Below are 23019 nucleotides of genomic sequence, written 5' to 3'. Positions count from 1 at the left end.
CATTAAATCATCCAGTAAATTGCACGATCGTGCTATTCTAAAATAACCATGGAGTCGAGCATCCATCGCAATGAACTCTCGCAATTTCAGTATCGAGACCATCGGCATTGTCGGAACCGGTGCAATGGGCCGCGGCATCGCGCAGATCGCCGCGCTCGCGGGCCTGAGCGTGCGGCTCTTCGACACCAACTCCGCTGCCATAGGCGCCGCGCGCGACTACCTCGCGGACACTTTCGCCAAATTGACGGCCAAAGGCAAGCTCGAGCAGTCGCGCTCGCTGGCCGCGCTCGCGAACGTGAGCGGCGTGCAGAACATCGGCGAGCTGGCCGGCTGCGATCTGGTCGTCGAGGCGATCGTCGAAAAGCTCGACGTGAAGCAGGCGCTCTTTCGCGAACTCGAAACCGTCGTGAGCGGTCGCTGCATCCTCGCGTCGAATACGTCATCGCTGTCGATCACCGCAATCGCCGCGGGCTGCACCGATCCCTCGCGCGTGGTCGGCTATCACTTCTTCAATCCCGTGCCGCTGATGAAGGTCGTCGAAGTGATCGACGGGTTGCGCAGCGACCCCGAGGCCGGCAACGCGCTGATGGACCTCGCGCGCCGCATGGGTCACACGCCGGTGCGCGCGAAGGACATGCCCGGCTTCATCGTCAATCACGCGGGCCGCGGCATGAATACCGAGGGCCTGCGCGCGGCGGGCGAAGGCGTCGCGAGCTTCGCCGATATCGACCGCATCATGCGCGAGCAGGCCGGCTTCCGGCTCGGGCCGTTCGAGCTGCTGGACCTGACCGCGCTCGACGTGTCGCATCCGGTCATGGAATCGATCTATCACCAGTTCTACGAGGAACCGCGCTACACGCCGTCGCCGATCACCGGCACACGGCTGCTCGGCGGACTGCTGGGCCGCAAGACCGGCGAGGGCTTCTACCGCTACGTGGACGGCAAGCAGCAGGTGCCCGACGAAGCGCCCGCGCCGAGCGCGCTGCCGCACAGCGTATGGGTCAGCCAGCGCTACCGCAAAGCGCATGACGCAGTCGTGCAACTGATCGGCCAGGCCGGTGTGAAGCTCGACGACGGCGCGACGCCCGCCGCGAATTCGCTGATCGTCGTCACGCCGTTCGGCCACGACGCGACCACGGCCGCGGTCGACGAAGCGCTCGACGCCAGCCGCGTCGTCGCCGTCGACACGCTGTTCCCGCTCATCGGCGCGAAACGCCGCACGCTGATGACCACGCCGGCCACGACACGCGCCGCCCGCGACGCCGGACACGCGCTCTTCGCCGCCGACGGTGTACCCGTCACCGTGATCCGCGATTCGACCGGCTTCGTCGCGCAGCGCGTGGTCGCGACGATCGTCAACATCGGCTGTGACATCGCGCAAAAGCAGATCGCCACACCCGAGGACATCGACCTCGCGGTCACGCTCGGCCTCGGCTATCCGCGCGGACCGCTCGCGCTCGGTGACGCGCTCGGCGCCACCACGATTCTCGCGATCCTGCGCAACATGTTCGGCGTGCTCGGCGATCCGCGCTACCGTCCGTCGCCGTGGCTCGCGCGGCGCGCGCAGCTCGGTCTTTCGCTGACGCAGCGCGACGCCAGCGACATCTCACCGGAGGCCCGATCATGAGCGCCGCCCTGCTCGCTTCACGCCCAGCCAGCAGCGAATCGACGCTGGTCCTCACGCTGTCGAATCCCGGCGCGCGCAACGCGCTGCATCCGGACATGTACGCGGCCGGCATCGAGGCGTTCGACACCGTCGAGCGCGATCCGTCGATTCGCGCGGTCGTGATCACTGGCGCCGACAACTTCTTCTGCGCGGGCGGCAACCTGAACCGCCTGCTCGAAAATCGCGCGAAAGATCCGTCCGTGCAGGCCGAGAGTATCGACCAGCTCGGTCAGTGGATTTCGGCGCTGCGGCTGTCGTCGAAACCCGTGATTGCGGCGGTCGAAGGCGCCGCGGCCGGCGCCGGCTTTTCGCTCGCGCTCGCCTGCGATCTGATCGTCGCCGCGGACAACGCGAAGTTCGCGATGTCGTATGCACGCGTCGGCCTGACGCCCGATGGCGGCGGCTCGTGGTTCCTCGCGCAGGCGCTGCCGCGCCAGCTCGCCACCGAAGTGCTGATCGAAGCCAAGCCGATCGGCGCGGCACGTCTGCACGAACTCGGCGTCGTCAACCGGCTCACCAAGCCCGGCATCGCGCTCGATAACGCGCTGGCCTGGGCCGACGAACTCGCGGCGATTTCGCCCAATTCGGTGTCACGCATCAAAGGACTGATCGCCGCGGCCGGCACGCAGCCGCTCGCGGATCATCTGGTCACGGAGCGCGACAACTTCGTCGCCTCGCTGCATCACCGCGAGGGCCTCGAAGGGATCAGCGCGTTCCTCGAAAAACGCGCGCCGGTCTACAAATAGTCTGCCAATCAGCCACGAGAGAGCCGCCCGACCATGCCCGACTATCAGTTGCCGAAACGTCGCCGCATCTTCCTGATGCGCCACGGCGACGTCACCTACTTCGACGATTCCGGCCGCGCGATCGACCCCGAGACCGTGCCGCTCAACACGAACGGCCGCGAGCAGGCGAGCGCCGCGGGCCGCCTGTTCGCCGAACAGCGGGTGCGCTTCGATCGCGTGATCGTGAGCGGCCTGCCGCGCACGATCGAAACCGCGCGACGCGTGCTCGCCGAAACGGGCCAGCAGATCGAGCCGGAAATCGAGCCCGCGTGGCAGGAAATTCGCGGCGGCAAGCTCGGCAGCATTCCGGCGAGCGATATCGAGACGGCGTTTCTCGGCGTGTTCGACGGCATCGTGCCCGAAAGCACGCGCTTTCTCGACGGCGAAACGATCGGCGAGCTGTTCGATCGCGTGCTGCCGGCCGTCGCGGCGCTGCGTGAGGACACCTCGTGGGACACCGTGCTGCTGGTGCTGCACGGCGGCGTCAATCGCGCGATCCTCTCGCACGCGCTGACAACGGGCGGCCGCACGTTCTTCGGCCATCTGTCGCAGGCGACCGGCTGCATCAACGCGCTCGACGTCGGCGCCGCGCCGCGCGACTGGGTGCTGCGCATGCTCAACCACTCGCCGCCGTCGCCGCTGCATCGTGACGTGCGCAACACCACGATGGAAATGCTTTACGCGCAATTCATCCGCTACCAGCGCAGTTGACACCGAACTGGAGGAGACACATGGCGCAAGCCACGCAGACCGGCGAACCCGCACCCAAACAGGACTATTCGGCCTTCGAAGGCACCCGTCCCGTCAACGAGCGGCAACGCTTCGACAACGACGCGCTCGCCGCGTGGCTGACCCGTCACGTCGACGGCTTCGCGGGACCGCTCACGCTCGAACAGTTCGCGGGCGGCCAGTCCAATCCGACCTTCAAGCTGATCACGCCGTCGCGCTCGTACGTGATGCGCGCGAAGCCCGGCCCCGCCGCGAAGCTGCTGCCGTCCGCGCATGCGATCGAACGCGAATACCGCGTGATGCACGCGCTGGCCGGCACCGACGTGCCGATCGCGCAAATGCTCGCGCTGTGCGAGGACGAAAGCGTGATCGGCCGCGCGTTCTACGTGATGGAGTTCGTCGAAGGCCGCGTGCTGTGGGACCAGTCGCTGCCCGGCATGACGGCCGCTGAGCGCACGGCGATCTACGACGAAATGAATCGCGTGATCGCGGCTTTGCATAGCGTCGACGTCGCCGCCGCCGGCCTCGCCGATTACGGCAAGCCGGGCAATTACTTCGCCCGGCAGATCGGCCGCTGGAGCAAGCAGTATCTCGCGTCCGAGACCGAGCCGATCGACGCGATGCAGCGTCTGATCGAATGGCTGCCGCAACATATGCCCGCCGAAACGAGCGGCCGCACCTCGGTCGTACATGGCGATTACCGGCTCGACAATCTGATCTTCGATCGCTACGAGCCGCGCGTGCTTGCGGTGCTCGACTGGGAACTGTCGACGCTCGGCGATCCGCTCGCCGACTTCGCATATCACTGTATGGCGTGGCACGTCGACCCGGGGCAGTTCCGCGGCATCGCGGGGCTCGACTGGAGCGCCCTCGGCATTCCCGACGAAGCACAGTACGTCGAACGCTATTGCCAGCGCACCGGCTTCGAGATTCACGGCGACTGGAACTTCTATCTGGCGTACAACATGTTCCGCATCGCCGCGATTCTGCAAGGCATCATGAAGCGCGTCGTCGACGGCACCGCATCGAGTGCGCAGGCACTCGACGCCGGCCGGCGCGCGAAGCCGATGGCCGAACTGGCCTGGCGCTACGCGCAGAAGGTGCGCTAGCCGCAAAACAATGCGCCGGGGCCGCATGCCCCGGTTATGGGCCGGGCTGGGCATCATGCCGTTATTTGTGCACGAGCTTGCGAGCCCCGCTTCAACATCATCCGCTGTCCGTCATTCGCGAGGTTTCAGATGAATTTCGATTACACCCCGAAGGTCCAGGCGTTGCGCGAAAAACTGCTCGCCTTCTTCGACGAGCATATTTATCCGAACGAGCAGGCGTTCTATGCGGAAATCGCGCGCAATCGCCAGAACGGCAACGCATGGGTGCCGACCGAGCTGATCGAGCAACTGAAGCAGAAGGCGCGCGCCGCCGGTTTGTGGAATCTGTTCCTGCCGCAATCGGAGCGCGGCGCCGGACTGACCAACCTCGAATACGCGCCGCTGTGCGAGATCATGGGCCGCGTGCCCTGGGCGCCGGAAGTGTTCAACTGCAACGCGCCCGACACCGGCAACATGGAGACGATCGAGCGCTACGGCAGCGAAGACAACAAGCGCGAATGGCTCGAACCGCTGCTGCAAGGGCAAATCCGCTCCGCGTTCCTGATGACGGAGCCGGAAGTGGCCTCGTCGGATGCGACCAACATTCAGACCCGCATCGTGCGCGATGGCGACCACTACGTGATCGACGGCCACAAGTGGTGGTCGTCGGGTGCGGGCGATCCGCGCTGCAAGGTCTATATCGTGATGGGCAAGACCGATCCCGAGGCGCCGCGCCATCAGCAGCAGTCGATGATCCTCGTGCCCGCCGACGCCGCCGGCATCACCGTGCACCGCCCGCTCACCGTGTTCGGTTACGACGACGCGCCGCACGGCCATATGGAAATCACGCTCGATAACGTGCGCGTGCCTGCCGCCAACATGCTGCTCGGCGAAGGCCGCGGCTTCGAGATCGCGCAGGGCCGCCTCGGCCCGGGGCGCATCCACCATTGCATGCGGCTCATCGGTCTCGCCGAACGCGCAATCGAGCTGATGGCGAAGCGCTCGCTGCAACGCGTCGCGTTCGGCAAACCGGTCGCGTCGCAAGGCGTCACGCAGGAGCGTCTCGCCGAGGCGCGCTGCATGATCGAGCAGGCGCGTCTGCTGACGCTGAAGACCGCGTACATGATGGACACCGTCGGCAACAAGGGCGCGCGCGGCGAGATCGCGATGATCAAGGTGGTCGCGCCGAACATGGCGTGTCAGGTAATCGACTGGGCGATTCAGGCGCACGGCGGCGGCGGTGTCAGCGACGACTTTCCGCTCGCCTATGCCTACGCATCGGCACGCACGCTGCGTTTCGCCGACGGCCCCGACGAAGTGCATCGCAATGCCATCGCCAAGCTCGAACTCGCACGCCATCTGGATGCGGGCGCGGCCGCTCGCGTGGAGATGCCGGTCACGCGCGTTTGAGTTCCGCGGCCCGATGTGAAAGGTGAGCGCGGGGGGCTGAGCCCACGGCAAGCAGCATCGTACGATCTATGCTCTAATTTTTCGACCACGGCGGCGCCCTCTTTGCGGCGCCGCTTTGACGAACAGGGAGCAACGATGATCGATGTCTATAGCTGGGCGACCCCGAACGGCCACAAGGTTCACATCATGCTCGAAGAGACGGGCCTGCCCTACACCGCGCATGCCGTGAATATCGGTGCCGGCGACCAGTTCAAGCCCGAATTTCTCGCCGTCAGTCCCAACAACAAGATTCCCGCGATCGTCGACTCCGAGGGCCCGAAAGGCGCTGATGGCCGGCCGTTCGCGCTGTTCGAATCGGGCGCGATCCTGATTTACCTGGCTGAAAAAACCGGCAAGTTTCTGCCGACCGATCCGGCCGCGCGCTACTCGGTGCTGCAATGGCTGATGTTCCAGATGGGCGGCCTCGGTCCGATGCTGGGGCAGGCTCACCACTTCCGCCTCTACGCACCCGAGCAGATCGAGTATGCGGTCAAACGCTACACCAACGAAGCGCATCGCCTGTATGGCGTGATGGAGACGCAACTCGGCAAGACGCGTTATCTCGCCGGCAACGACTATACGATCGCGGACATCGCCTCGTTCCCGTGGACACGTTCATGGAAAAACCAGGGCATCGAACTCGATGCGTTCCCGAACGTGAAGCGCTGGCATGAAGAGATTGCCGCTCGGCCCGCGGTGGTGCGCGGCGTCGACGTGCTCGCGTCCGCACGCGTGCCGCTGATGGACGACAAGGCGAAAGAGATGCTGTTCGGTGCCACCCAGTACGCGAAGCATTAACTGCTTTGTCTTCCCGGCGATACGCCCCGACGCCAGGCAAAAAGTGCGAGCCCGCATGCACGCCGGCTCGCACTTTCGATTTCACCCGCGACGCAAGAACACTAGAAGTAGTGCCGCGTAATGAACTCCGCGATGCACACCGGCCGCTCGCTGCCCTGCCGCTCCACCGTGACGTTCCATGCGACCTGCACGCCGCCGTCGTCGACTTCGGTCACGGATTCCACCGCAAACTTCCCGCGCAGCGACGAACCCACCAGCACCGGCGACACGAAACGCACACGATTCAACCCGTAGTTGACGCCCATGCGCTGCTCGAACGTCACCGTTTCACCGAGCAGAGCCGGAATCAGCGAGAGCGTCAGAAAACCATGCGCGACCGTGCCGCCGAACGGCGACTCGCACCTGGCCCGCTCGGGGTCGACGTGAATCCATTGATGATCGCCGGTGGCCTCGGCAAAACGATCGACCTTATCCTGATCGACGCTCAACCATTCGCTGACGAGCGGTTCGGCGCCCACGCGCGCGAGCACAGCCTCGGCATTGTTGAAAGCGGCGAGCGGCGCCGCACTCGCCGTCATGCCGCGGCTCCCGGCTTGCGCAGCCCGAACATGCCCTTCGAACGCACCGTAATCACCGTTTCGCCATGCTGATTGATGCCTTCCCAGCGCGTCGATACGATGCCGCGATCGGGTTTGCTCTCCGACACGCGCTTGTCGACGATGACGTTCATCATCGTGATCGTGTCGCCGACGCGCACCGGCTTGAGCCAGCGAATCTCGTCGATACCGGGCGAGCCCATCGACGTCGAACCCGCCAGCACGTTGCGCACGAGCATGCCCATCATCACCGAGCACGTATGCCAGCCGCTCGCCACGAGGCCACGAAACGGCGATTCGGCCGCTGCGGCTTCGTCGAGGTGAAACGGCTGCGGATCGAACTTCTGCGCGAACTCGACGATCTCCTCGCGCGTGAACGTGTGCTTGCCGACTTCGTGCGTCGTGCCGACTTCCATGTCTTCGAAACTGAATCCCATCGTGCCTCTCCTTGATCCGGTTGAATGCGCCGATCAGTCTTCGGCGACGGCAAAGCCGGGAAGCGTGGCGAACCGCGCAAGATGATGATCGACGTCGCCAAGCGTGGTCTCGATGATCGCGAGGCGCTTAAATAGATGCGCCGCCGCTACCTCGTTCGTGACGCCCATGCCGCCATGCAACTGCACCGCCTGCTGACCGACGAAACGCGCCGCCTGACCGACGCGCACCTTTGCCGCCGAAATTGCGCGACGGCGTTCGTCGGCATCTTCGCTCGCATAGCGCATCGCAGCGAGATAGGTGATGGAGCGTGCCTGTTCCGCGTGAATCAGCATCTCGACCATGCGATGCTGCAACGCCTGGAAACGCGCGATCGGCTGGCCGAACTGCTGGCGCGTTTTCGTGTAGTCGACGGTGGCGTGGTTCAGCGCGTCGAGCGCGCCGATCGCCTCCGCGCACAGCAGCAACGTGCCGTAGTCGGCGATCTGTTCGAGCGCCACCGCGCCCGCGTGCTGACCGGCGAGCCGGCGCGCGGGCGTGCCGGTGAATTCGAGCGTCGCCGCGCGCTGGCCGTCGATGGTGCGATATTCGGTGACTTTGGCACCGGCCGCGCCGCGCGCCACGACAAAAAGCGCGATCTCGCCATTCAGGCGTGCCGGCACGATCCAGTGATCCGCCTGCGCGCCGTGCAGCACGACCGACTTCGTGCCACCTAGCGCGTACTGCTCGCCCTGAGCGCTCGCCGTCGTGGCGATGTCGAACAGATCGTAACGTGCGTGCGGTTCATGAAAGGCCACGGCCAGTTTGCATTCGCCCTGCGCCGCGCGCTCGAGCAACGCGGCGTCTTCGCCTTCGCTCGTGCCCGCTATGCGTAGTGCCTCGATGCCGACCACGGTCGCCCAATACGGCTCGATGACCAGCGCGCGACCGAGTTCCTGCATGACCACCAGCATGTCGATCGGACCACCGTTGAAACCGCCCTGCGCTTCCGGCACCGGCAGCGCGGTCAAACCGAGTTCGGTGAACGCGGCCCAGTGCGCGGCCGACACACCGGCTTCCGAGCGCACGATCGCCTGACGCGCCTCGAAGCCGTAGCTTTTCTCGAGATAGCGGCGCAGCGCGTCGGCAAATTGCTGTTGTTCGTCGTTGAAAGTGAAGTCCATGCGCCGCTCCTCAAAGTCCGAGAATCATCTGCGCGATGATGTTCTTTTGAATTTCGTTCGAACCGCCGTAGATCGACGTCTTGCGGAAGTTGAAGTAGTACGCAGCGAGCGGCGCGGCATCGTCATCGCCGGCGAGGCTGTGCTCGCGCTCGCCTTCGAGGAACGGCACGTCGAACGGCGCGGCAAGCGGACCAATCGCTTCGAACATCAGCTCGGTCAAGCCCTGCTGCACTTCGGTGCCTTTGATTTTCAGCATCGACGCTTCCGGGCCCGGCCCGCGTCCGCCCGCCTCGTTGGCAACCACGCGCTGCACGGTGACTTCGAGCGCCATCAACTCGATTTCGAGATTCGCGACCTTCGCGGCAAAGACCGGGTCCAGCAGCAACGGCTTGCCGTTCTTCTTCTGATTCAGCGCGACGCGCTTAAGAAAGACGAGTTCACGCTTCGAGGTGCCGACCCGCGCGATGCCGGTGCGCTCATGACCTAGCAGGTATTTCGCGTACGTCCAGCCGCGATTTTCCTCGCCGACCAGATTCTCGAGCGGCACTTTCACGTCTTCGAAAAACACCTCGTTGACTTCGTGATCTTCGTCGAGCGTGATGATCGGCCGCACGGTGATGCCCGGCGTTTTCATATCGATCAGCAGAAACGAAATGCCTTCCTGCTTTTTGGCCCCGCTGTCGGTGCGCACGAGGCAGAACATCATGTCGGCGTACTGGCCCAGCGTGGTCCAGGTTTTCTGGCCATTGACCACGTAATGATCGCCGACGCGCTCGGCACGGGTGCGCAGCGATGCGAGATCCGAGCCCGAACCCGGCTCGGAATAGCCCTGGCACCACCAGTCTGTGCCGTCGAGAATACGCGGCAGATAGTGGCGCTTCTGCGCCTCGTTGCCGTATTTCATCAGCACGGGTGCGACCATCGATACACCGAAGGGCAGCACGGAAGGCGCACCAACTCGCGCGCACTCTTCCTCCCAGATATGCCGCTGGGTCGCATCCCAGCCCGGGCCGCCATATTCGCGCGGCCACGCAACCACCGACCAGCCTCGCGTGCCGAGCAACCTGTGCCAGCTAGCGAAATCTTCGCGGGAAAGACGTTTGTGATTGAGTACCTTGTCGCTCAGCTCACGGGGCAGATTCGCCTCGAGCCAGGCGCGGATGTCGGCGCGGAACGCGTCTTCAGCGGAGGAATAGTCCAGATTCATGCGTAGTGTCTCCTGGCCGCCACCACCTGGCGCCAGCAGGCACCGCGCTATTGCAGCGGTTCCTTCAGGGCAGCCGGGACTGGCAGCGGCATCACTTCGATGCCTTCCTCGACCAAGGCACGCGCATCTTCCGGGGTCGTGACACCACGAATATTGCGTGCGGGCGCTTCGTTGTAGTGAATGCGCCGCGCTTCCTCGGCGAAGCGGTCGCCCACGTTCTCGGTCTTTTCCAGTACCTCGCGCAGTGCGCGCATGACACGCGCCTGCATGTCACCGGTATCCGCCGGCGCTTTCGTGTCAGCCGCACCCGACAGATTCAGGCGCGGTGCCGACGGCAAGCGGCTCACTTCGTTCGCACCGCAGATCGGACATTCGACGAGCTTGCGAGACTGCTGCGATTCGAAGTCATCAGCCGAAGCGAACCAGCCTTCGAACCGATGGCCATGCGGACACTGTAAATCGAGGACCTTCATGTGGGATCAGGGCTTGCGTGCCAGTTTAGCGCAAAAAGAAAATTTGTGAACGATCGTTCGTAAAATTTAAGATCGATGCGCCAGAGTTGGACGTAGTGAACAAATCGGACGCGGTGGGCGATTTTAACGCTTTGCGCCAGGCGCTGCCGAAGGCAAGTCGCCACGTGAGCCGTACCGGTTTCGCCTGACGAACCCTGCTGGACCGCTCACCCATCATGCTTAAGGGCTCTCTACACCGGCATGCCCCGCATCACGCTTACGCGACGAGGTTTTCAATCCGGCGGCTGACGCGCGCTTCGATCTGACGCGCCCCCCGGGCAAGATTGATCTGTTTCGCCAGCTTTGCAACATCCACCACGTCTGCCTTGATGTTGTATCCGCCGCGCGAAGTGAGCCACTCAAGCACGTCGGACAGATGCCACACCGACGTACTCCCTTCGTGGACAGGCGGAGGGAAGTCCGTGGCGTGGCTCAGCATCAGCTTGCGCATGTTCTGCCGCGATACGCCGGCGACTTCCGCCACATCGGTCAAGCCAACGAAATCGGGCCCCGCCTCTACAAGCTGCGCAGACGGCACCGCGCGTTTGACATCCTTGAGCGCGCTGACGACAGCCTCGAGCGCAGATGCACCTTCGCGGGAAAACAGCAGCCCCAGGCGTCCCGGTTGTCCCACGCCGACCGTGGCGTCGTCGCACCCTGCTTCGCCCAGCCGTTCGACGATCTCGTCGGCATCGCAGTCTTCGGCTGCGAGCCGGTATTTCAACGTGAACACATATTCCATACGTTACTCCTGTCTTCATTCAGTCCAGGTTTGCGCCTTTCATGTTCGGCGCCACACGCCCCGTTACCGCACGAGCCGTGCAGTTGTCGACGATACGCCGCAAGTGCTTGGCGTGATTGCCCGAATTCTTCGGCGTACTCCAGACACTCGATATACAGAACTCTCCACAGCGGCATTCCGCCTCTTTATAAGGGCAGTAGATTTTTCCCCACGCGTGACCTCTCCCACCATCCTGGACGCGCCAGCCATGCTTCTCCGCGTAGACCAATGCCGCTTCGATCTCCTTCTTCGCGTGCTTTCCTCTAACCATCGACACCTCCAATTTAACCGACGCCTCATAAGTTGTCAATCGACAACCACAAAGACATTCAAAGTCAGACCTCTTCGCTGCCTATCGTTCGTTATTCAAAATAAAACCGATGACGAACGCGGTGACCGGAAAGCTCATACTAGCGACACGCGAACGACTCGACGAGCCAGCCAGATGGCCTATGAAAAACGGATATTCAGGTGTCGGAGAAAAAGCGTTGCCCAATGACAAAGCCCCTGCCGGTCATCGACCGGCAGGGGCTTCTCGTGTTATAGACCGAATATCTGGCAGCGCCAGACTTATACCGTCTCCGGCGTCGCCGTCGGCCAGGCGCCCGAGAGCACCTTCTCCAGCCAGAACGTGCCGATAATCGTCTTCACGTCGGTGATCTTGCCGGTGCGCACCCATTCGGATACGTCCTCGAACTTCGCCGTAAAGAGTTCGAGGAACTCGCCCTCGTCGAGCTTGCGCTCGCCGGCGACCAATCCGCGTGCAAGATAGATGTCGATGAACTCGGTCGAATACGAAATGATCGGGTGGATGCGCGTCAGGTACACATACTCGCGCGCGGTATAGCCGGTTTCCTCGCGCAACTCGCGCGCCGCGCAGGCCAGCGCGCCTTCGTTCGGATCGAGCTTGCCGGCCGGATACTCGACCATGACCTTGCCCATCGGATAGCGATACTGGCTCTCAAGCAGCACGCGACCGTCGTCGAATAGCGGAATCACCATGACGGCACCCGCATGCTTGACGTATTCGCGGGTCGCCTGCTTACCGTCAGGCAACCGGACCGTATCGTACTTGACCGTCATGAACGGCCCTTGATGAACCGTCTTGCTGTCGATACACGTCTCGGTTAGCGCGGCATCGTGATTGGGAAGTTCAGCCATGTGCGGACCTCAAAACAGCCTGGTGCGCGACGGCGGGACGCCGTCAGCGGCGTTTGACGAGATATTGGAAGGTAAAGCCGGGAAAAGCGAACACGACGAACAGCGCAAACGTGATCGCATAGAACTGCCAGCCCTGTTCGAAGCGGTTTCCCGCGCGCGCTTCGAGCAAAAAACCCAGCGCGCCAACCACGAAATACAGCACGATCAGTTCGGCAATCCGCAGCCAGGCGCTTTTCTTCGCCGCTTTCAACGGCACGGCGGCGAAGAGGCGCTGATTCAGGAACGGCAGGTTGGCGCCCACGAACGCCAACAGCACAATAAACCAACCCGCAGCGGACATCAGAGCAGCAGCGTGTGCTGGATAGCCTGCAGGCAGGCGCGCAGCAGCGGGTCGGGCACGATACCGAGCACCAGCACGGCCACGCCGTTGAGCGCGAGCAGCGCGCGCGTGCTCGTGTCGGCGACGATCGGCGACTTGTCCTGCGGCTCGTCGAAGTACATGAGCTTGACGATACGCAGGTAGTAGAACGCGCCGAACAGCGAGGTGATAACCGCCAGAATCGTGAGCCAGGTCAGACCGGCGTTCATCGTCGCCTGCAGCACGGCAAGCTTCGCATAGAAGCCGACTGCCGGCGGAATGCCCGCGAGCGAGAACATCATGATCATCATCACGAACGCGAACACCGGGCTGCGCTGATTGAGGCCCTTGAAGTCCTCGAGCGTGTCCGCTTCGAAATCGCGGCGGGCGAGCAGCATGATGACGCCGAAGGTGCCGAGCGTCGTGATCAGGTAGACGATGCTGTAGAACATCGCCGAACCGTACGCGCTCGCGGCGCCCGTGGTCTTCTGATCGACCACGCCAGCGAGCAGGCCGAGCAGCACGAAGCCCATGTTCGAGATCGCCGAGTACGCAAGCATCCGCTTGACGTTGCGCTGCACGATACCGGTGATGTTGCCGACGATCAGCGACAGCGCCGCGAGGATCACGAGCATCTGTTGCCATTCGACCGCGAGCGGCAGCAGGCCCATCACGAGGAAGCGCAGGCCCCACGCGAATGCCGCGACCTTCGGACCGCCGCCAACCGTGAGCGTCATCGCCGTCGGTGCGCCCTGGTACACGTCGGGCACCCACATGTGGAACGGCACCGCACCCATCTTGAACGCCACGCCGGCCACGATGAAGATCACGCCGAACAGCAGCACGCTCGGATCGTAGTGGCTCGTGCCGATCGCCTTGAACACTTCGTTGAGGTCGAGCGAGCCGGTCGCGCCGTACAGCATCGAGATACCGTACAGCAGGAAGCCCGAAGCGAGCGCGCCGAGCACGTAGTACTTCATCGCCGCTTCGTTCGACGACGCCACTTCGCGGCGCAGCGCGATCACCGCATACAGCGACAGCGACATCAGTTCGAGACCGAGATACAGCGTCAGGAAGTTGTTGCCCGAGATCATCACGATCTGGCCGAGCAGCGAGAACATGCCGAGCAGGAAGAAGTCGCCGCGGAACAGGCCGCGGTCCTCGAGATAACGGCGCGAATAAACGATCGACACCGCGTAGCCGAGCGACACCACCGCCTTCATCACGTTGGCGAACGAATCGACCACGTACATGTGGTCGAAGAAGTAATGCACCTGCGGATCGAACGCATTCATCGCGAACCAGATGCCGGCGACCAGCGTCGAGAAGAACGCGATGAAATACGTGGTGCGGCGACCGTCCGGGCCGACGAACGTGTCGTTGAGCCACGCGACGACAACGGCCAGCATCAGCAACGCGTCGGGCAACAGAGCAGTCATAGGGGCGTTTTGCATGGTCTTAAATTCCTCCGCTCGTCGTTACTGAGGCAACGGCAGCTTCGATTGAGCAACGTGGGAGAGGAGGTTTTCCACGGATACGTGCATCACATCGGTAAAGGGCTTCGGGTACAGCCCCATGAACAGCGTCAGTGCGGCGAGCACTGCCAGCATGAAAAATTCGCGACGGCTGATGTCGGCGAGATGCTTCACGTGGTCGTTCGCGACCGCGCCGAAGTACACGCGCTTGTACATCCACAGCGTGTAGGCCGCGCCGAGGATCAGCGTGACCGCCGCACCGCCCGCGATCCAGAAGTTGTACTGGACAGCCGCCAGGATCACCATGAATTCGCCGACGAAACCGGAGGTGCCCGGCAAGCCGCAGTTCGCCATCGAGAACAGCATCGCGAACGCCGCGAACTTCGGCATCATGTTGACGACGCCGCCGTAATCGGCGATCTGACGCGAATGCATGCGGTCGTACAGCACGCCGATGCTCAGGAACATCGCGCCCGACACGAAGCCGTGCGAGATCATCTGCACGATCGCGCCTTCCGCGCCGAGCTGGTTGAAGATGAAGAAGCCGAGCGTGACGAAGCCCATGTGCGCGATCGACGAATACGCGACCAGCTTCTTCATGTCGGCCTGCACCATCGCGACGAGGCCGATGTAGATCACCGCGATCAGCGACAGCGTAATGACGACCGGCGCGAGGAAATGGCTCGCGTCAGGCGCGATCGGCAGCGAGAAGCGCAGGAAACCGTACGCACCGAGCTTCAGCATGATCGCGGCCAGCACGACCGAGCCGCCGGTCGGCGCTTCCACGTGCGCATCGGGCAGCCACGTATGCACCGGCCACATCGGCACCTTCACCGCGAAGGCCATGAAGAACGCGATAAACAACAGCACCTGCGGCGTCATCGCGATCTGCGCGTGCTGCCACGTGGCGAGATCGAACGTGCCGGTTTCGTTGTACAGATACAGCAGCGCGACCAGCATCAGCAGCGAGCCCATCAGCGTGTACAGGAAGAACTTGAACGCCGCATACACGCGGTTCGCCCCGCCCCACACGCCGATGATGATGTACATCGGGATCAGCGTCGCTTCGAAGAACACGTAGAACAGCATGCCGTCGGCCGCGCTGAACACGCCGACCATGATGCCCGAGAGGATCAGGAACGCCGCGAGGTACTGGCCGACGTTCTTCGTGATCACTTCCCACGCGGCGATCACGACGATCACCGTAATCAACGCGGTCAACACGACGAACCACATCGAAATGCCGTCCACGCCGAGGTGGTACGTGATGTGGAAGCGCTCGATCCAGCTCGCCTGCTCGACGAACTGCAGATCCGCCGTGCTCGAATCGAAACCGGTGATCAGCGGAAGCGTGACGATGAAGCTCAGGACCGAGCCGATCAGCGCGATCCAGCGCGCCGGCGCCGGGTTGTCGTCCTTGCCGATCGCGAGGACCAGCAGGCCGAAGAGAATCGGCAACCAGATCGCGATGCTGAGAATCGGATAAGCGTGCATGAGTGTCCCTCGCCTTATTTGCCGCCGAGCGTTACAAACAGGGTCAGGAGCCCCAGCATGCCGATAATCATGGCGAACGCGTAGTGGTAGATGTAGCCGGATTGGAGGAAGCGGATCACGCTCGCGAACCAGCCGATAAAGCGTGCGCTGCCGTTGACGATGCCGTCGATCACGACCACGTCGCCTTCCTTCCACAGACCCCGGCCGATTGCCACCGCGCCGCGAGCAAACACGACTTCGTTGATCTTGTCCATGTAGTACTTGTTATCGAGCAACGTGTAGATCGGGCCGAACGCGCGCTTGATGACAGCCGGCAGGTCCGGACGGATCAGATACAGGAACCACGCAACCACGACACCGGCGAGCGCGAGCCACACCGGCAGGCCCGACACCGAGTGCAGACCCATCGACGCCCAGCCCTGGAACTCTTCGGCCATTTCGTGCAGCGCCGGATGGTTCTCGCCGATGTAGATCACCTTGTCGAACGCGACGCCATGCTGGAAGAAGTCGCCGAACAGCATCGGACCGACACCGATCGCACCGATCACGATCGACGGAATCGCCAGCAGCACCAGCGGCACCCACACGACCCACGGCGTTTCGTGCGGCTCGTGAGCGTGATCATCATGACCATGAGCGTGACCGTGATCGTCGTGGCCGTGCGCGTCATGCGCATGCGCCGCGGCTTCGATACCCATCGGCGATTCCGGATGCTTCGGACCGCGGAAGCGCTCCTTGCCGTGGAACACCATGAAGTACATACGGAACGAGTACAGCGCAGTCACGAACACGCTCGCGACCACCGCGAAGTAGGCGAAGCCCGAACCCGGCAGATGCGACAGCTTCACCGCGTCGATGATCGAGTCTTTCGAGTAGAAACCCGAGAAGAACGGCGTGCCGATCAGCGCAAGCGAACCGATCAGCGACGTGATCCACGTGATCGGCATGTACTTGCGCAGGCCGCCCATGTTGCGCATGTCCTGATCGTGGTGCATGCCGATGATGACCGAACCCGCGCCGAGGAACAGCAGCGCCTTGAAGAACGCGTGCGTCATCAGGTGGAACACGGCGACCGAGTAGGCCGAGGCGCCGAGCGCGACCGTCATGTAACCGAGCTGCGACAGCGTGGAATAAGCGACCACGCGCTTGATGTCGTTCTGGACGATGCCGAGGAAGCCCATGAACAGCGCCGTGATCGCACCGATGACCATCACGAACGACAGCGCCGTATCCGACAGTTCGAACAGCGGCGACATACGCGTGACCATGAAGATACCGGCCGTCACCATGGTTGCCGCGTGAATCAGCGCGGAGATCGGCGTCGGGCCTTCCATCGAGTCCGGCAGCCACACGTGCAACGGGAACTGGGCCGACTTACCCATCGCGCCGATGAAGAGGCAGATGCACGCAACCGTGAGCAGGCCCCAGTCCGTGCCCGGGAAATTCAGCGCCGCGAGTTCGGTGCGCTTCGCGAAGACTTCGCCGTAGTTCATCGAACCGGCGAACGCGAACAGCAGGCCGATGCCGAGCAGAAAGCCGAAGTCGCCGACGCGGTTCACGAGGAACGCCTTCATGTTCGCGTAGATCGCCGACTCGCGCTTGAAGTAGAAGCCGATCAGCAGGTACGACACGAGACCCACCGCTTCCCAGCCGAAGAACAGTTGCAGGAAGTTGTTGCTCATCACGAGCATCAGCATCGAGAACGTGAACAGCGAGATGTACGAGAAGAAGCGCTGGTAGCCGTCGTCGTCGGCCATGTAGCCGATCGTGTAGATGTGCACCATCAGCGACACGAAGGTCACGACGCACATCATCATCGCGGTCAGCGAGTCGACGAGGAAGCCGACTTCGAGCTGCGTCTTGCCGATCGACATCCATTCATAAACGGTCGCGTTGAAACTCGCGCCGTTCATCACCTGGAAGAAGACCATGACCGACAGGATGAACGAAACCGCGACGCCGAGGATCGTGACCGAATGCGCGCCGGCTCGCCCTACCGCCTTTCCGAACAGCCCTGCAACCAGGGAACCGGCAAGCGGTGCCAGCGGAATTGCCAACAGCAGGTTTTCATTGAGTATCGTGGACATAACCGCTTTTCCTGAAATTAACCTTTGAGCTGATCGAGATCCTCGACATTGATCGTGTCGAGACTACGGAACAGGGTCACCAGAATTGCGAGACCGATCGCCGCTTCCGCGGCCGCCACCGTCAGCACGAAGAAGACGAAGATCTGGCCATGCACGTCGCCGAGGTAGTGCGAGAACGCGACGAAATTGGTGTTCACCGCGAGCAGCATCAGTTCGATCGCCATCAGGATGATGATGACGTTACGGCGGTTCAGGAAAATGCCGACGATGCTGATCGCAAACAGGATCGCACCGAGGACAAGGTAATGGGCTAGGGTCAACATGATTTCTATCTCCTGTCCGCTCAGCTGTTCTTGGCAGGTGCCGAGTCGGCTGCCGCTGCCGCCGCAGCTGCGGCTTCTTCCGCGGCGAGGGTCGCCGCGGTTTTCTCCGACGCCATCTTCACGACGCGCACGCGGTCCTGCGCACGCACCTTGACCTGCGCGCTGACGTTCTGCCGCTTGCTGTCCTTCTTGTGGCTCGTGGTCAGCGCGATCGCCGCGATGATCGCCACCAGCAGTATCAGGCCGGCGACTTCGAACGCGAAGATGTAGTCCGTGTAAATGATCTTGCCGATCAGGCGGGTGTTCGACCAGTCGCCCATGCCGTTCGCGGCCGCGGCCGTATCGTGCAGCACCGTCGACGTCGCGCCGTAGCCGTGCCACAGAATCAGTGCGGTCTCGATCACGATGATCGCGCCCACCACCGTCGCCATCGGCACGAAGCGTTTGAAGTCCTTGCGCAGCACGTCGAGATTGATGTCCAGCATCATCACGACGAACAGGAACAGCACCATCACCGCGCCGACGTAGACGAGCACCAGCAGGATCGCGAGGAACTCGGCCTCGAGCAGCATCCAGATCGCCGCTGCGTTGAAGAACGCCAGCACCAGGAACAGTGCGGACGCCACCGGGTTGCGCGAGGTGATCACCTTCAGCCCCGAGACAACCAGGAGCAGCGCGAAGATGTAGAACAGTACGGTCGTGAATTCCATGATTACCGGTTCATCGTTAGGCCATCGTCAGGCATTGTTCTTTGGCACGCGTGGTCAGCAAAAGCGGGCGAACCGCCAGAACAGTCGCACAGGTGCGCCGTGCCGCGGCGTTCAGACCGCGGCGCTCGGCCCGACAGCAGGCCGTGTTACTGCTTTTACTGCCGCTATTACTGCATCAACGGAAAAGCACTTCAACGATACGGTGCGTCGGCAGCCTTGTTGGCGGCGATCTCCGCTTCATAGCGATCGCCGACAGCCAGCAGCATGTCCTTCGTGAAGTACAGGTCGCCGCGCTTCTCGCCGTGATACTCGAGAATGTGCGTCTCGACGATCGAGTCGACCGGGCAGCTTTCTTCGCAGAAACCGCAGAAGATGCACTTGGTCAGGTCGATGTCGTAGCGCGTCGTGCGGCGCGTGTTGTCCGCGCGCGTTTCCGATTCGATCGTGATCGCGAGCGCCGGGCATACCGCTTCGCACAGCTTGCAGGCGATGCAGCGCTCTTCGCCGTTTTCATAGCGGCGCAGCGCATGCAGACCGCGAAAACGCGGCGAGATCGGAGTCTTCTCTTCCGGGAATTGCACCGTGACCTTGCGCTGGAACGTATAACGTCCGGTCAGCGCGAGACCCTTGAGCAGTTCCGTGAGGAAGAAAGTCTTGAAGAAGTTTTGGATTGCGGTCATAGGTTCGTCCGCCCTTTATTTCCAGATATTCAACGGCGACATGATCCAGAAGCCGACCACCACCAGCCACACCACGCAGACCGGAATGAACACCTTCCAGCCGAGACGCATGATCTGGTCATAGCGGTAGCGCGGGAACGTGGCGCGCGCCCAGATGAATACCGACAACAGGAAGAAAACCTTGGCGACGAGCCAGACGATGCCCGGGATGAACGACAGGAAACCGAACGGTGCGCTCCAGCCGCCGAGGAACAGAGTTGCAGCCAATGCCGAGATCACGATCATGTTGATGTACTCGGCGAGGAAAAACAGCGCGAACGCCATACCCGAGTAATCGATCATGTGGCCCGCGACGATTTCCGATTCGCCTTCCACCACGTCGAACGGGTGACGGTTCGTTTCGGCGATGCCCGAGATGAAGTAGACGACGAACATCGGCAGCAGCGGCAGCCAGTTCCACGACAGGAAGTTCAGGCCGTGCGAGGCGAAGAAGCCGTGCTCCTGCGAGCCGACGATGCCCGACAGGTTCAGCGTGCCGGCCGTCATCAGCACGACCACGAGCGCGAAGCCCATCGAGATTTCGTACGAAACCATTTGCGCCGCGGCGCGCATCGCGCCGAGGAACGCGTACTTCGAGTTCGACGCCCAGCCGGCCAGAATCACGCCGTACACGCCGATCGACGAAATCGCCATCGCGTACAGCAGGCCCGCGTTGATGTCGCCGAGCACCGCGCCCGCCTGGAACGGAATCACCGCCCAGACCGCGAAGGCCGGCACCACCACCATGATCGGCGCGATGAGGTAGATCCAGCGGCTCGCCTGGGCGGGCTGGATCACTTCCTTGAGCAACAGCTTCAGCACGTCGGCGATCGGCTGCAACAGGCCGGCGGGGCCGACGCGGTTCGGGCCGAGACGCACGTGCATCCAGCCGATCAGCTTACGTTCCCACAGGATCAGGTAAGCCACGCACAGCAGGATCACAACGGCCACCACCAGGATGCGCACGAGCGCCCACACCGTGGGCCAAGCGACACCGAGAAGCTGGGACCCGCCCGAGTTGATCGTATCGAACAAGCTCATTTACGCCTTCTCCACCAGCAGTTCACCGAACAGGCTGCCCAGCGCTGCACCGGCAGGTGTAGCCGCCGACACGCGGACCACCGTCTCCGCAAGATTCGCGTCGCGCACGGCCGGCAACTGCACCGCTTGCTCGCCCTGGCGCACGCGTACCGCGTCGCCTTCCTTCAAACCCAGTTTGTCGAACAGCGCAGCCGGCAGGCCGACCGAGTTCGCCACACGTGCGGCCGCAGTCAGATGCAGCGACTCCGCGCGACGCACGAGCGCGTCGGCATGATAGATCGGCACGTTCGCGAGACGCTCGAACCGACCTTCCACCGCCTTGGCCGCCTTGCCGCGCGTCACCGTGACGCTGGTGCGGTTCGACAGACGCGAGTTCAGCTCGCCGCCGCCGAGCGCAGCCGCGCGCACTTCCTCGACCGTGTCGTAGTCGAAACCCGGCACGCCGAGCAGGCTACCGAGCACACGCAACACCTTCCATGCCGGACGCGTGTCGCCGAGCGGACGCACGACGCCGTTGAACGGCTGCACCGTGCCTTCCGCGCTGACGAAGGTGCCGCCCGTCTCCGTGAACGGCGCGATCGGCAGCAGCACGTCGGCGTAGTCGGCGCCGGTCTGGAACGGCGACATCACGACGACCATCTCGGCCTGCTTCAGCGCGGCGAGCGCCTGCGCCGGATTGGCGGTATCGAATTCCGGTTCGAGATTCAGCAGCAGATAACCCTTGCGCGGCTGCTCGAATACTTCGCGGGCGTTCAGGCCGCCTTCGCCCGGCAGCGCGTTCACGAGGTGCGCGCCGACCGTGTTGGCCGCTTCCGTGAGGAAGCCGAGCGTCGCACCGCTTGCCTCGGCAATCCATTGCGCCGCCGCGTGGATCGCGGCGAAGTCGGGATGACGCACCGCTTCGTTGCCGAGCAGCACGAGACGGCGTTCGCCCGTGGCGAGCGAATCTGCAACCTGCTTGTCAGCATCGGTAGGCTGCGTGCCCGCGAACGCTTCCGGCAGTGCCACGCCCTTTGCCTGCGCGACCGCGCCGGCGATGCCCGCGAGCACGTCGAGCCATGCCGACGGTGCCGCCACCACGCGTTGAGCTTGCGGAATCAGTGCGTCGTCGTTCGTGGCCTGCACGAGCGTGAGTTGCGTGCCGCCCTTGGCCGCCTGGCGCAGACGCGCCGCGAACAGCGGATGATCGCGACGCAGGTCCGAACCGATCACGAGCGCCGCGTCGATATTCGACAGTTCGGCGACGGCGGTGCCGAGCCACGGCGCGCCGGTCACTGGCGCCGAGAAATCGGACTGGCGCAGACGGAAGTCGACATTCGGCGTGCCGACCGCTTGCGCAATCTGCTTGAGCAGGAACAGTTCTTCGATCGTGCTATGCGCGCTGGAAAGCGCTGCGAGCGCATTCGCACCGTGGTCGCCCTTGATGCCCTTCAGACCCTTGACCACGTAGTCGAGCGCCGTCTGCCAGTCGGTTTCGACCCACTGGCCGCCCTGCTTGAGCATCGGCTTGGTCAGACGCTCGGGGCTGTTGAGGCCTTCATACGAGAAGCGGTCCTTGTCCGAAATCCAGCATTCGTTGATGGCTTCGTTTTCGAACGGCAGAACACGCATCACGCGATTGTTCTTGACCTGCACGACGAGGTTCGCGCCGACGGAATCGTGCGGGCTCACCGACTTGCGGCGCGACAGCTCCCACGTCCGCGCGCTGTAGCGGAACGGCTTGCTCGTGAGCGCGCCGACCGGGCACAGGTCGATCATGTTGCCCGACAGTTCGGAGTCGACCGTCTTGCCGACGAACGAGGTGATTTCAGAATGCTCGCCGCGGCCAAGCATGCCGAGTTCCATCACGCCGGCGATTTCCTGGCCGAAGCGGACGCAACGCGTGCAGTGGATGCAGCGCGACATTTCTTCCATCGAGATCAGCGGGCCGACGTTCTTGTGGAACACCACGCGCTTTTCTTCGCTATAGCGCGACGACGACTTGCCGTAACCGACAGCCAGATCCTGCAGCTGGCATTCACCGCCCTGGTCGCAAATCGGGCAATCGAGCGGATGGTTGATCAGCAGGAACTCCATCACGGCTTGCTGGCCCTTCACCGCCTTGTCCGATTGGGTGCGCACGATCATGCCGGCCGACACCGGCGTCGCGCATGCGGGCACGGCCTTCGGCATCTTCTCGACATCGACCAGACACATCCGGCAATTGGCCGCAATCGACAGCTTCTTGTGATAGCAGAAGTGAGGAATGTACGTGTCGACCTTATGCGCAGCCTGGATCACCATGCTGCCTTCAGGCACCTCGACTTTCTTGCCGTCTATTTCCAGTTCAACCATGATGGTCAATCTTCCTTAACCTGTTACCGCTCAATCGTTCGCCTGTTCAGCGCCCGCTTCGGGCGATGAATCCTGCGGTTGAGGTGTACGTCGGGTAGTTATCCGGTA

23 protein-coding genes are annotated in these 23019 nt (G+C 63.0%); 6 read left to right on the top strand and 17 right to left on the bottom strand.

The features are described 5' to 3' along the window. Window positions 1-70 precede the first annotated feature (70 nt). The 6 genes from F3J20_RS10985 (at window position 71) to F3J20_RS10960 (ending at window position 6515) form a co-directional block, all read left to right on the top strand. On the top strand, window positions 71-1627 hold the full coding sequence (locus F3J20_RS10985; protein ID WP_167283375.1) for a 3-hydroxyacyl-CoA dehydrogenase: 1557 nt from the start codon (window positions 71-73) through the stop codon (window positions 1625-1627). After that, window positions 1624-2412, top strand: a complete 789-nt coding sequence (locus F3J20_RS10980; RefSeq protein WP_167047673.1) for an enoyl-CoA hydratase — start codon at window positions 1624-1626, stop codon at window positions 2410-2412. The genes F3J20_RS10985 and F3J20_RS10980 overlap by 4 nt, the downstream gene beginning before the upstream one ends. Window positions 2413-2445: 33 nt before the next feature. Continuing rightward, entirely contained in the window at window positions 2446-3162 is a 717-nt protein-coding gene (locus tag F3J20_RS10975; RefSeq protein WP_167283374.1) for a histidine phosphatase family protein, read from the top strand. Window positions 3163-3182: 20 nt separating this feature from the next. Then, a complete protein-coding gene (locus tag F3J20_RS10970) occupies window positions 3183-4289 on the top strand; it encodes a phosphotransferase (protein WP_167283373.1) in 1107 nt (368 codons plus the stop codon). Between the two features lie 129 nt (window positions 4290-4418). Beyond that, window positions 4419-5678 carry an acyl-CoA dehydrogenase family protein gene (locus F3J20_RS10965; RefSeq protein WP_167047682.1) on the top strand — a complete coding sequence of 420 codons (1260 nt, stop codon included), beginning with the start codon at window positions 4419-4421 and terminating at the stop codon, window positions 5676-5678. 135 nt (window positions 5679-5813) lie between these two features. Then, a complete protein-coding gene (locus tag F3J20_RS10960; RefSeq protein WP_167283372.1) occupies window positions 5814-6515 on the top strand; it encodes a glutathione binding-like protein in 702 nt (233 codons plus the stop codon). Between the two features lie 101 nt (window positions 6516-6616). Here F3J20_RS10960 and F3J20_RS10955 read toward each other — a convergent pair whose 3' ends face one another. The 17 genes from F3J20_RS10955 to nuoG all read right to left on the bottom strand — a co-directional run bounded on the left by F3J20_RS10955 (window position 6617) and on the right by nuoG (window position 22911). After that, window positions 6617-7093, bottom strand: a complete 477-nt coding sequence (locus tag F3J20_RS10955) for a MaoC family dehydratase (RefSeq protein ID WP_167283371.1) — start codon at window positions 7091-7093, stop codon at window positions 6617-6619. Beyond that, a complete protein-coding gene (locus tag F3J20_RS10950) occupies window positions 7090-7548 on the bottom strand; it encodes a MaoC family dehydratase (RefSeq protein WP_167047691.1) in 459 nt (152 codons plus the stop codon). The genes F3J20_RS10955 and F3J20_RS10950 overlap by 4 nt, the downstream gene beginning before the upstream one ends. Before the next feature lie 33 nt (window positions 7549-7581). Continuing rightward, on the bottom strand, window positions 7582-8709 hold the full coding sequence (locus tag F3J20_RS10945; RefSeq protein ID WP_167047694.1) for an acyl-CoA dehydrogenase: 1128 nt from the start codon (window positions 8707-8709) through the stop codon (window positions 7582-7584). Between the two features lie 10 nt (window positions 8710-8719). Then, on the bottom strand, window positions 8720-9916 hold the full coding sequence (locus F3J20_RS10940) for an acyl-CoA dehydrogenase family protein (protein WP_167283370.1): 1197 nt from the start codon (window positions 9914-9916) through the stop codon (window positions 8720-8722). Window positions 9917-9963: 47 nt separating this feature from the next. Further along, a complete protein-coding gene (locus F3J20_RS10935; RefSeq protein ID WP_167047700.1) occupies window positions 9964-10389 on the bottom strand; it encodes a DUF1178 family protein in 426 nt (141 codons plus the stop codon). 256 nt (window positions 10390-10645) lie between these two features. Beyond that, on the bottom strand, window positions 10646-11170 hold the full coding sequence (locus F3J20_RS10930; RefSeq protein WP_167283369.1) for a DNA-binding protein: 525 nt from the start codon (window positions 11168-11170) through the stop codon (window positions 10646-10648). A gap of 19 nt (window positions 11171-11189) precedes the next feature. Continuing rightward, the gene (locus F3J20_RS32060) at window positions 11190-11480 is read right to left on the bottom strand and encodes a hypothetical protein (RefSeq protein WP_240162754.1); all 291 of its coding nucleotides are present in this window, start codon (window positions 11478-11480) and stop codon (window positions 11190-11192) included. Window positions 11481-11779: 299 nt separating this feature from the next. Continuing rightward, a complete protein-coding gene (locus F3J20_RS10925) occupies window positions 11780-12370 on the bottom strand; it encodes an NUDIX hydrolase (protein WP_167047709.1) in 591 nt (196 codons plus the stop codon). Between the two features lie 43 nt (window positions 12371-12413). Then, window positions 12414-12710, bottom strand: a complete 297-nt coding sequence (locus F3J20_RS10920) for a DUF2818 family protein (RefSeq protein WP_167047712.1) — start codon at window positions 12708-12710, stop codon at window positions 12414-12416. After that, window positions 12710-14182: an NADH-quinone oxidoreductase subunit NuoN gene (nuoN, locus tag F3J20_RS10915; RefSeq protein ID WP_167283368.1), complete on the bottom strand. Its 1473-nt coding sequence runs from the start codon at window positions 14180-14182 to the stop codon at window positions 12710-12712. Before nuoN ends, F3J20_RS10920 begins: the two co-directional genes overlap by 1 nt. 24 nt (window positions 14183-14206) lie before the next feature. Further along, complete coding sequence (locus F3J20_RS10910) at window positions 14207-15697, bottom strand: NADH-quinone oxidoreductase subunit M (RefSeq protein ID WP_167283367.1); 1491 nt, start codon at window positions 15695-15697, stop codon at window positions 14207-14209. Window positions 15698-15711: 14 nt separating this feature from the next. Continuing rightward, complete coding sequence (nuoL, locus tag F3J20_RS10905) at window positions 15712-17784, bottom strand: NADH-quinone oxidoreductase subunit L (protein ID WP_167283366.1); 2073 nt, start codon at window positions 17782-17784, stop codon at window positions 15712-15714. Between the two features lie 17 nt (window positions 17785-17801). Further along, window positions 17802-18107, bottom strand: coding sequence for an NADH-quinone oxidoreductase subunit NuoK (nuoK, locus tag F3J20_RS10900; protein ID WP_006052894.1), 306 nt, complete (start codon window positions 18105-18107; stop codon window positions 17802-17804). A 20-nt stretch (window positions 18108-18127) separates the two neighbouring features. Beyond that, window positions 18128-18817 carry an NADH-quinone oxidoreductase subunit J gene (locus F3J20_RS10895; protein WP_167047723.1) on the bottom strand — a complete coding sequence of 230 codons (690 nt, stop codon included), beginning with the start codon at window positions 18815-18817 and terminating at the stop codon, window positions 18128-18130. Between the two features lie 191 nt (window positions 18818-19008). Further along, window positions 19009-19497: an NADH-quinone oxidoreductase subunit NuoI gene (nuoI, locus tag F3J20_RS10890; protein WP_012432383.1), complete on the bottom strand. Its 489-nt coding sequence runs from the start codon at window positions 19495-19497 to the stop codon at window positions 19009-19011. 15 nt (window positions 19498-19512) lie between these two features. Further along, window positions 19513-20577, bottom strand: a complete 1065-nt coding sequence (gene nuoH / locus F3J20_RS10885; protein ID WP_167047726.1) for an NADH-quinone oxidoreductase subunit NuoH — start codon at window positions 20575-20577, stop codon at window positions 19513-19515. After that, window positions 20578-22911: an NADH-quinone oxidoreductase subunit NuoG gene (gene nuoG, locus F3J20_RS10880; protein ID WP_167283365.1), complete on the bottom strand. Its 2334-nt coding sequence runs from the start codon at window positions 22909-22911 to the stop codon at window positions 20578-20580. Window positions 22912-23019 lie beyond the last annotated feature (108 nt).

The sequence above is a fragment of the Paraburkholderia sp. Cy-641 genome (assembly GCF_011752945.1).
Classification (GTDB): domain Bacteria; phylum Pseudomonadota; class Gammaproteobacteria; order Burkholderiales; family Burkholderiaceae; genus Paraburkholderia.
This window is presented reverse-complemented; position numbering and strand designations above follow the sequence as displayed.

Bases quoted from the DNA above. Each gene is read 5' to 3' on its own strand.
- F3J20_RS10985 (WP_167283375.1), top strand. From the start codon at position 71: ATGAACTCTCGCAATTTCAGTATCGAGACCATCGGCATTGTCGGAACC.
- F3J20_RS10980 (WP_167047673.1), top strand. From the start codon at position 1,624: ATGAGCGCCGCCCTGCTCGCTTCACGCCCAGCCAGCAGCGAATCGACG.
- F3J20_RS10975 (WP_167283374.1), top strand. From the start codon at position 2,446: ATGCCCGACTATCAGTTGCCGAAACGTCGCCGCATCTTCCTGATGCGC.
- F3J20_RS10970 (WP_167283373.1), top strand. From the start codon at position 3,183: ATGGCGCAAGCCACGCAGACCGGCGAACCCGCACCCAAACAGGACTAT.
- F3J20_RS10965 (WP_167047682.1), top strand. From the start codon at position 4,419: ATGAATTTCGATTACACCCCGAAGGTCCAGGCGTTGCGCGAAAAACTG.
- F3J20_RS10960 (WP_167283372.1), top strand. From the start codon at position 5,814: ATGATCGATGTCTATAGCTGGGCGACCCCGAACGGCCACAAGGTTCAC.
- F3J20_RS10955 (WP_167283371.1), bottom strand. From the start codon at position 7,093: ATGACGGCGAGTGCGGCGCCGCTCGCCGCTTTCAACAATGCCGAGGCT.
- F3J20_RS10950 (WP_167047691.1), bottom strand. From the start codon at position 7,548: ATGGGATTCAGTTTCGAAGACATGGAAGTCGGCACGACGCACGAAGTC.
- F3J20_RS10945 (WP_167047694.1), bottom strand. From the start codon at position 8,709: ATGGACTTCACTTTCAACGACGAACAACAGCAATTTGCCGACGCGCTG.
- F3J20_RS10940 (WP_167283370.1), bottom strand. From the start codon at position 9,916: ATGAATCTGGACTATTCCTCCGCTGAAGACGCGTTCCGCGCCGACATC.
- F3J20_RS10935 (WP_167047700.1), bottom strand. From the start codon at position 10,389: ATGAAGGTCCTCGATTTACAGTGTCCGCATGGCCATCGGTTCGAAGGC.
- F3J20_RS10930 (WP_167283369.1), bottom strand. From the start codon at position 11,170: ATGGAATATGTGTTCACGTTGAAATACCGGCTCGCAGCCGAAGACTGC.
- F3J20_RS32060 (WP_240162754.1), bottom strand. From the start codon at position 11,480: ATGGTTAGAGGAAAGCACGCGAAGAAGGAGATCGAAGCGGCATTGGTC.
- F3J20_RS10925 (WP_167047709.1), bottom strand. From the start codon at position 12,370: ATGGCTGAACTTCCCAATCACGATGCCGCGCTAACCGAGACGTGTATC.
- F3J20_RS10920 (WP_167047712.1), bottom strand. From the start codon at position 12,710: ATGTCCGCTGCGGGTTGGTTTATTGTGCTGTTGGCGTTCGTGGGCGCC.
- nuoN (WP_167283368.1), bottom strand. From the start codon at position 14,182: ATGCAAAACGCCCCTATGACTGCTCTGTTGCCCGACGCGTTGCTGATG.
- F3J20_RS10910 (WP_167283367.1), bottom strand. From the start codon at position 15,697: ATGCACGCTTATCCGATTCTCAGCATCGCGATCTGGTTGCCGATTCTC.
- nuoL (WP_167283366.1), bottom strand. From the start codon at position 17,784: ATGTCCACGATACTCAATGAAAACCTGCTGTTGGCAATTCCGCTGGCA.
- nuoK (WP_006052894.1), bottom strand. From the start codon at position 18,107: ATGTTGACCCTAGCCCATTACCTTGTCCTCGGTGCGATCCTGTTTGCG.
- F3J20_RS10895 (WP_167047723.1), bottom strand. From the start codon at position 18,817: ATGGAATTCACGACCGTACTGTTCTACATCTTCGCGCTGCTCCTGGTT.
- nuoI (WP_012432383.1), bottom strand. From the start codon at position 19,497: ATGACCGCAATCCAAAACTTCTTCAAGACTTTCTTCCTCACGGAACTG.
- nuoH (WP_167047726.1), bottom strand. From the start codon at position 20,577: ATGAGCTTGTTCGATACGATCAACTCGGGCGGGTCCCAGCTTCTCGGT.
- nuoG (WP_167283365.1), bottom strand. From the start codon at position 22,911: ATGGTTGAACTGGAAATAGACGGCAAGAAAGTCGAGGTGCCTGAAGGC.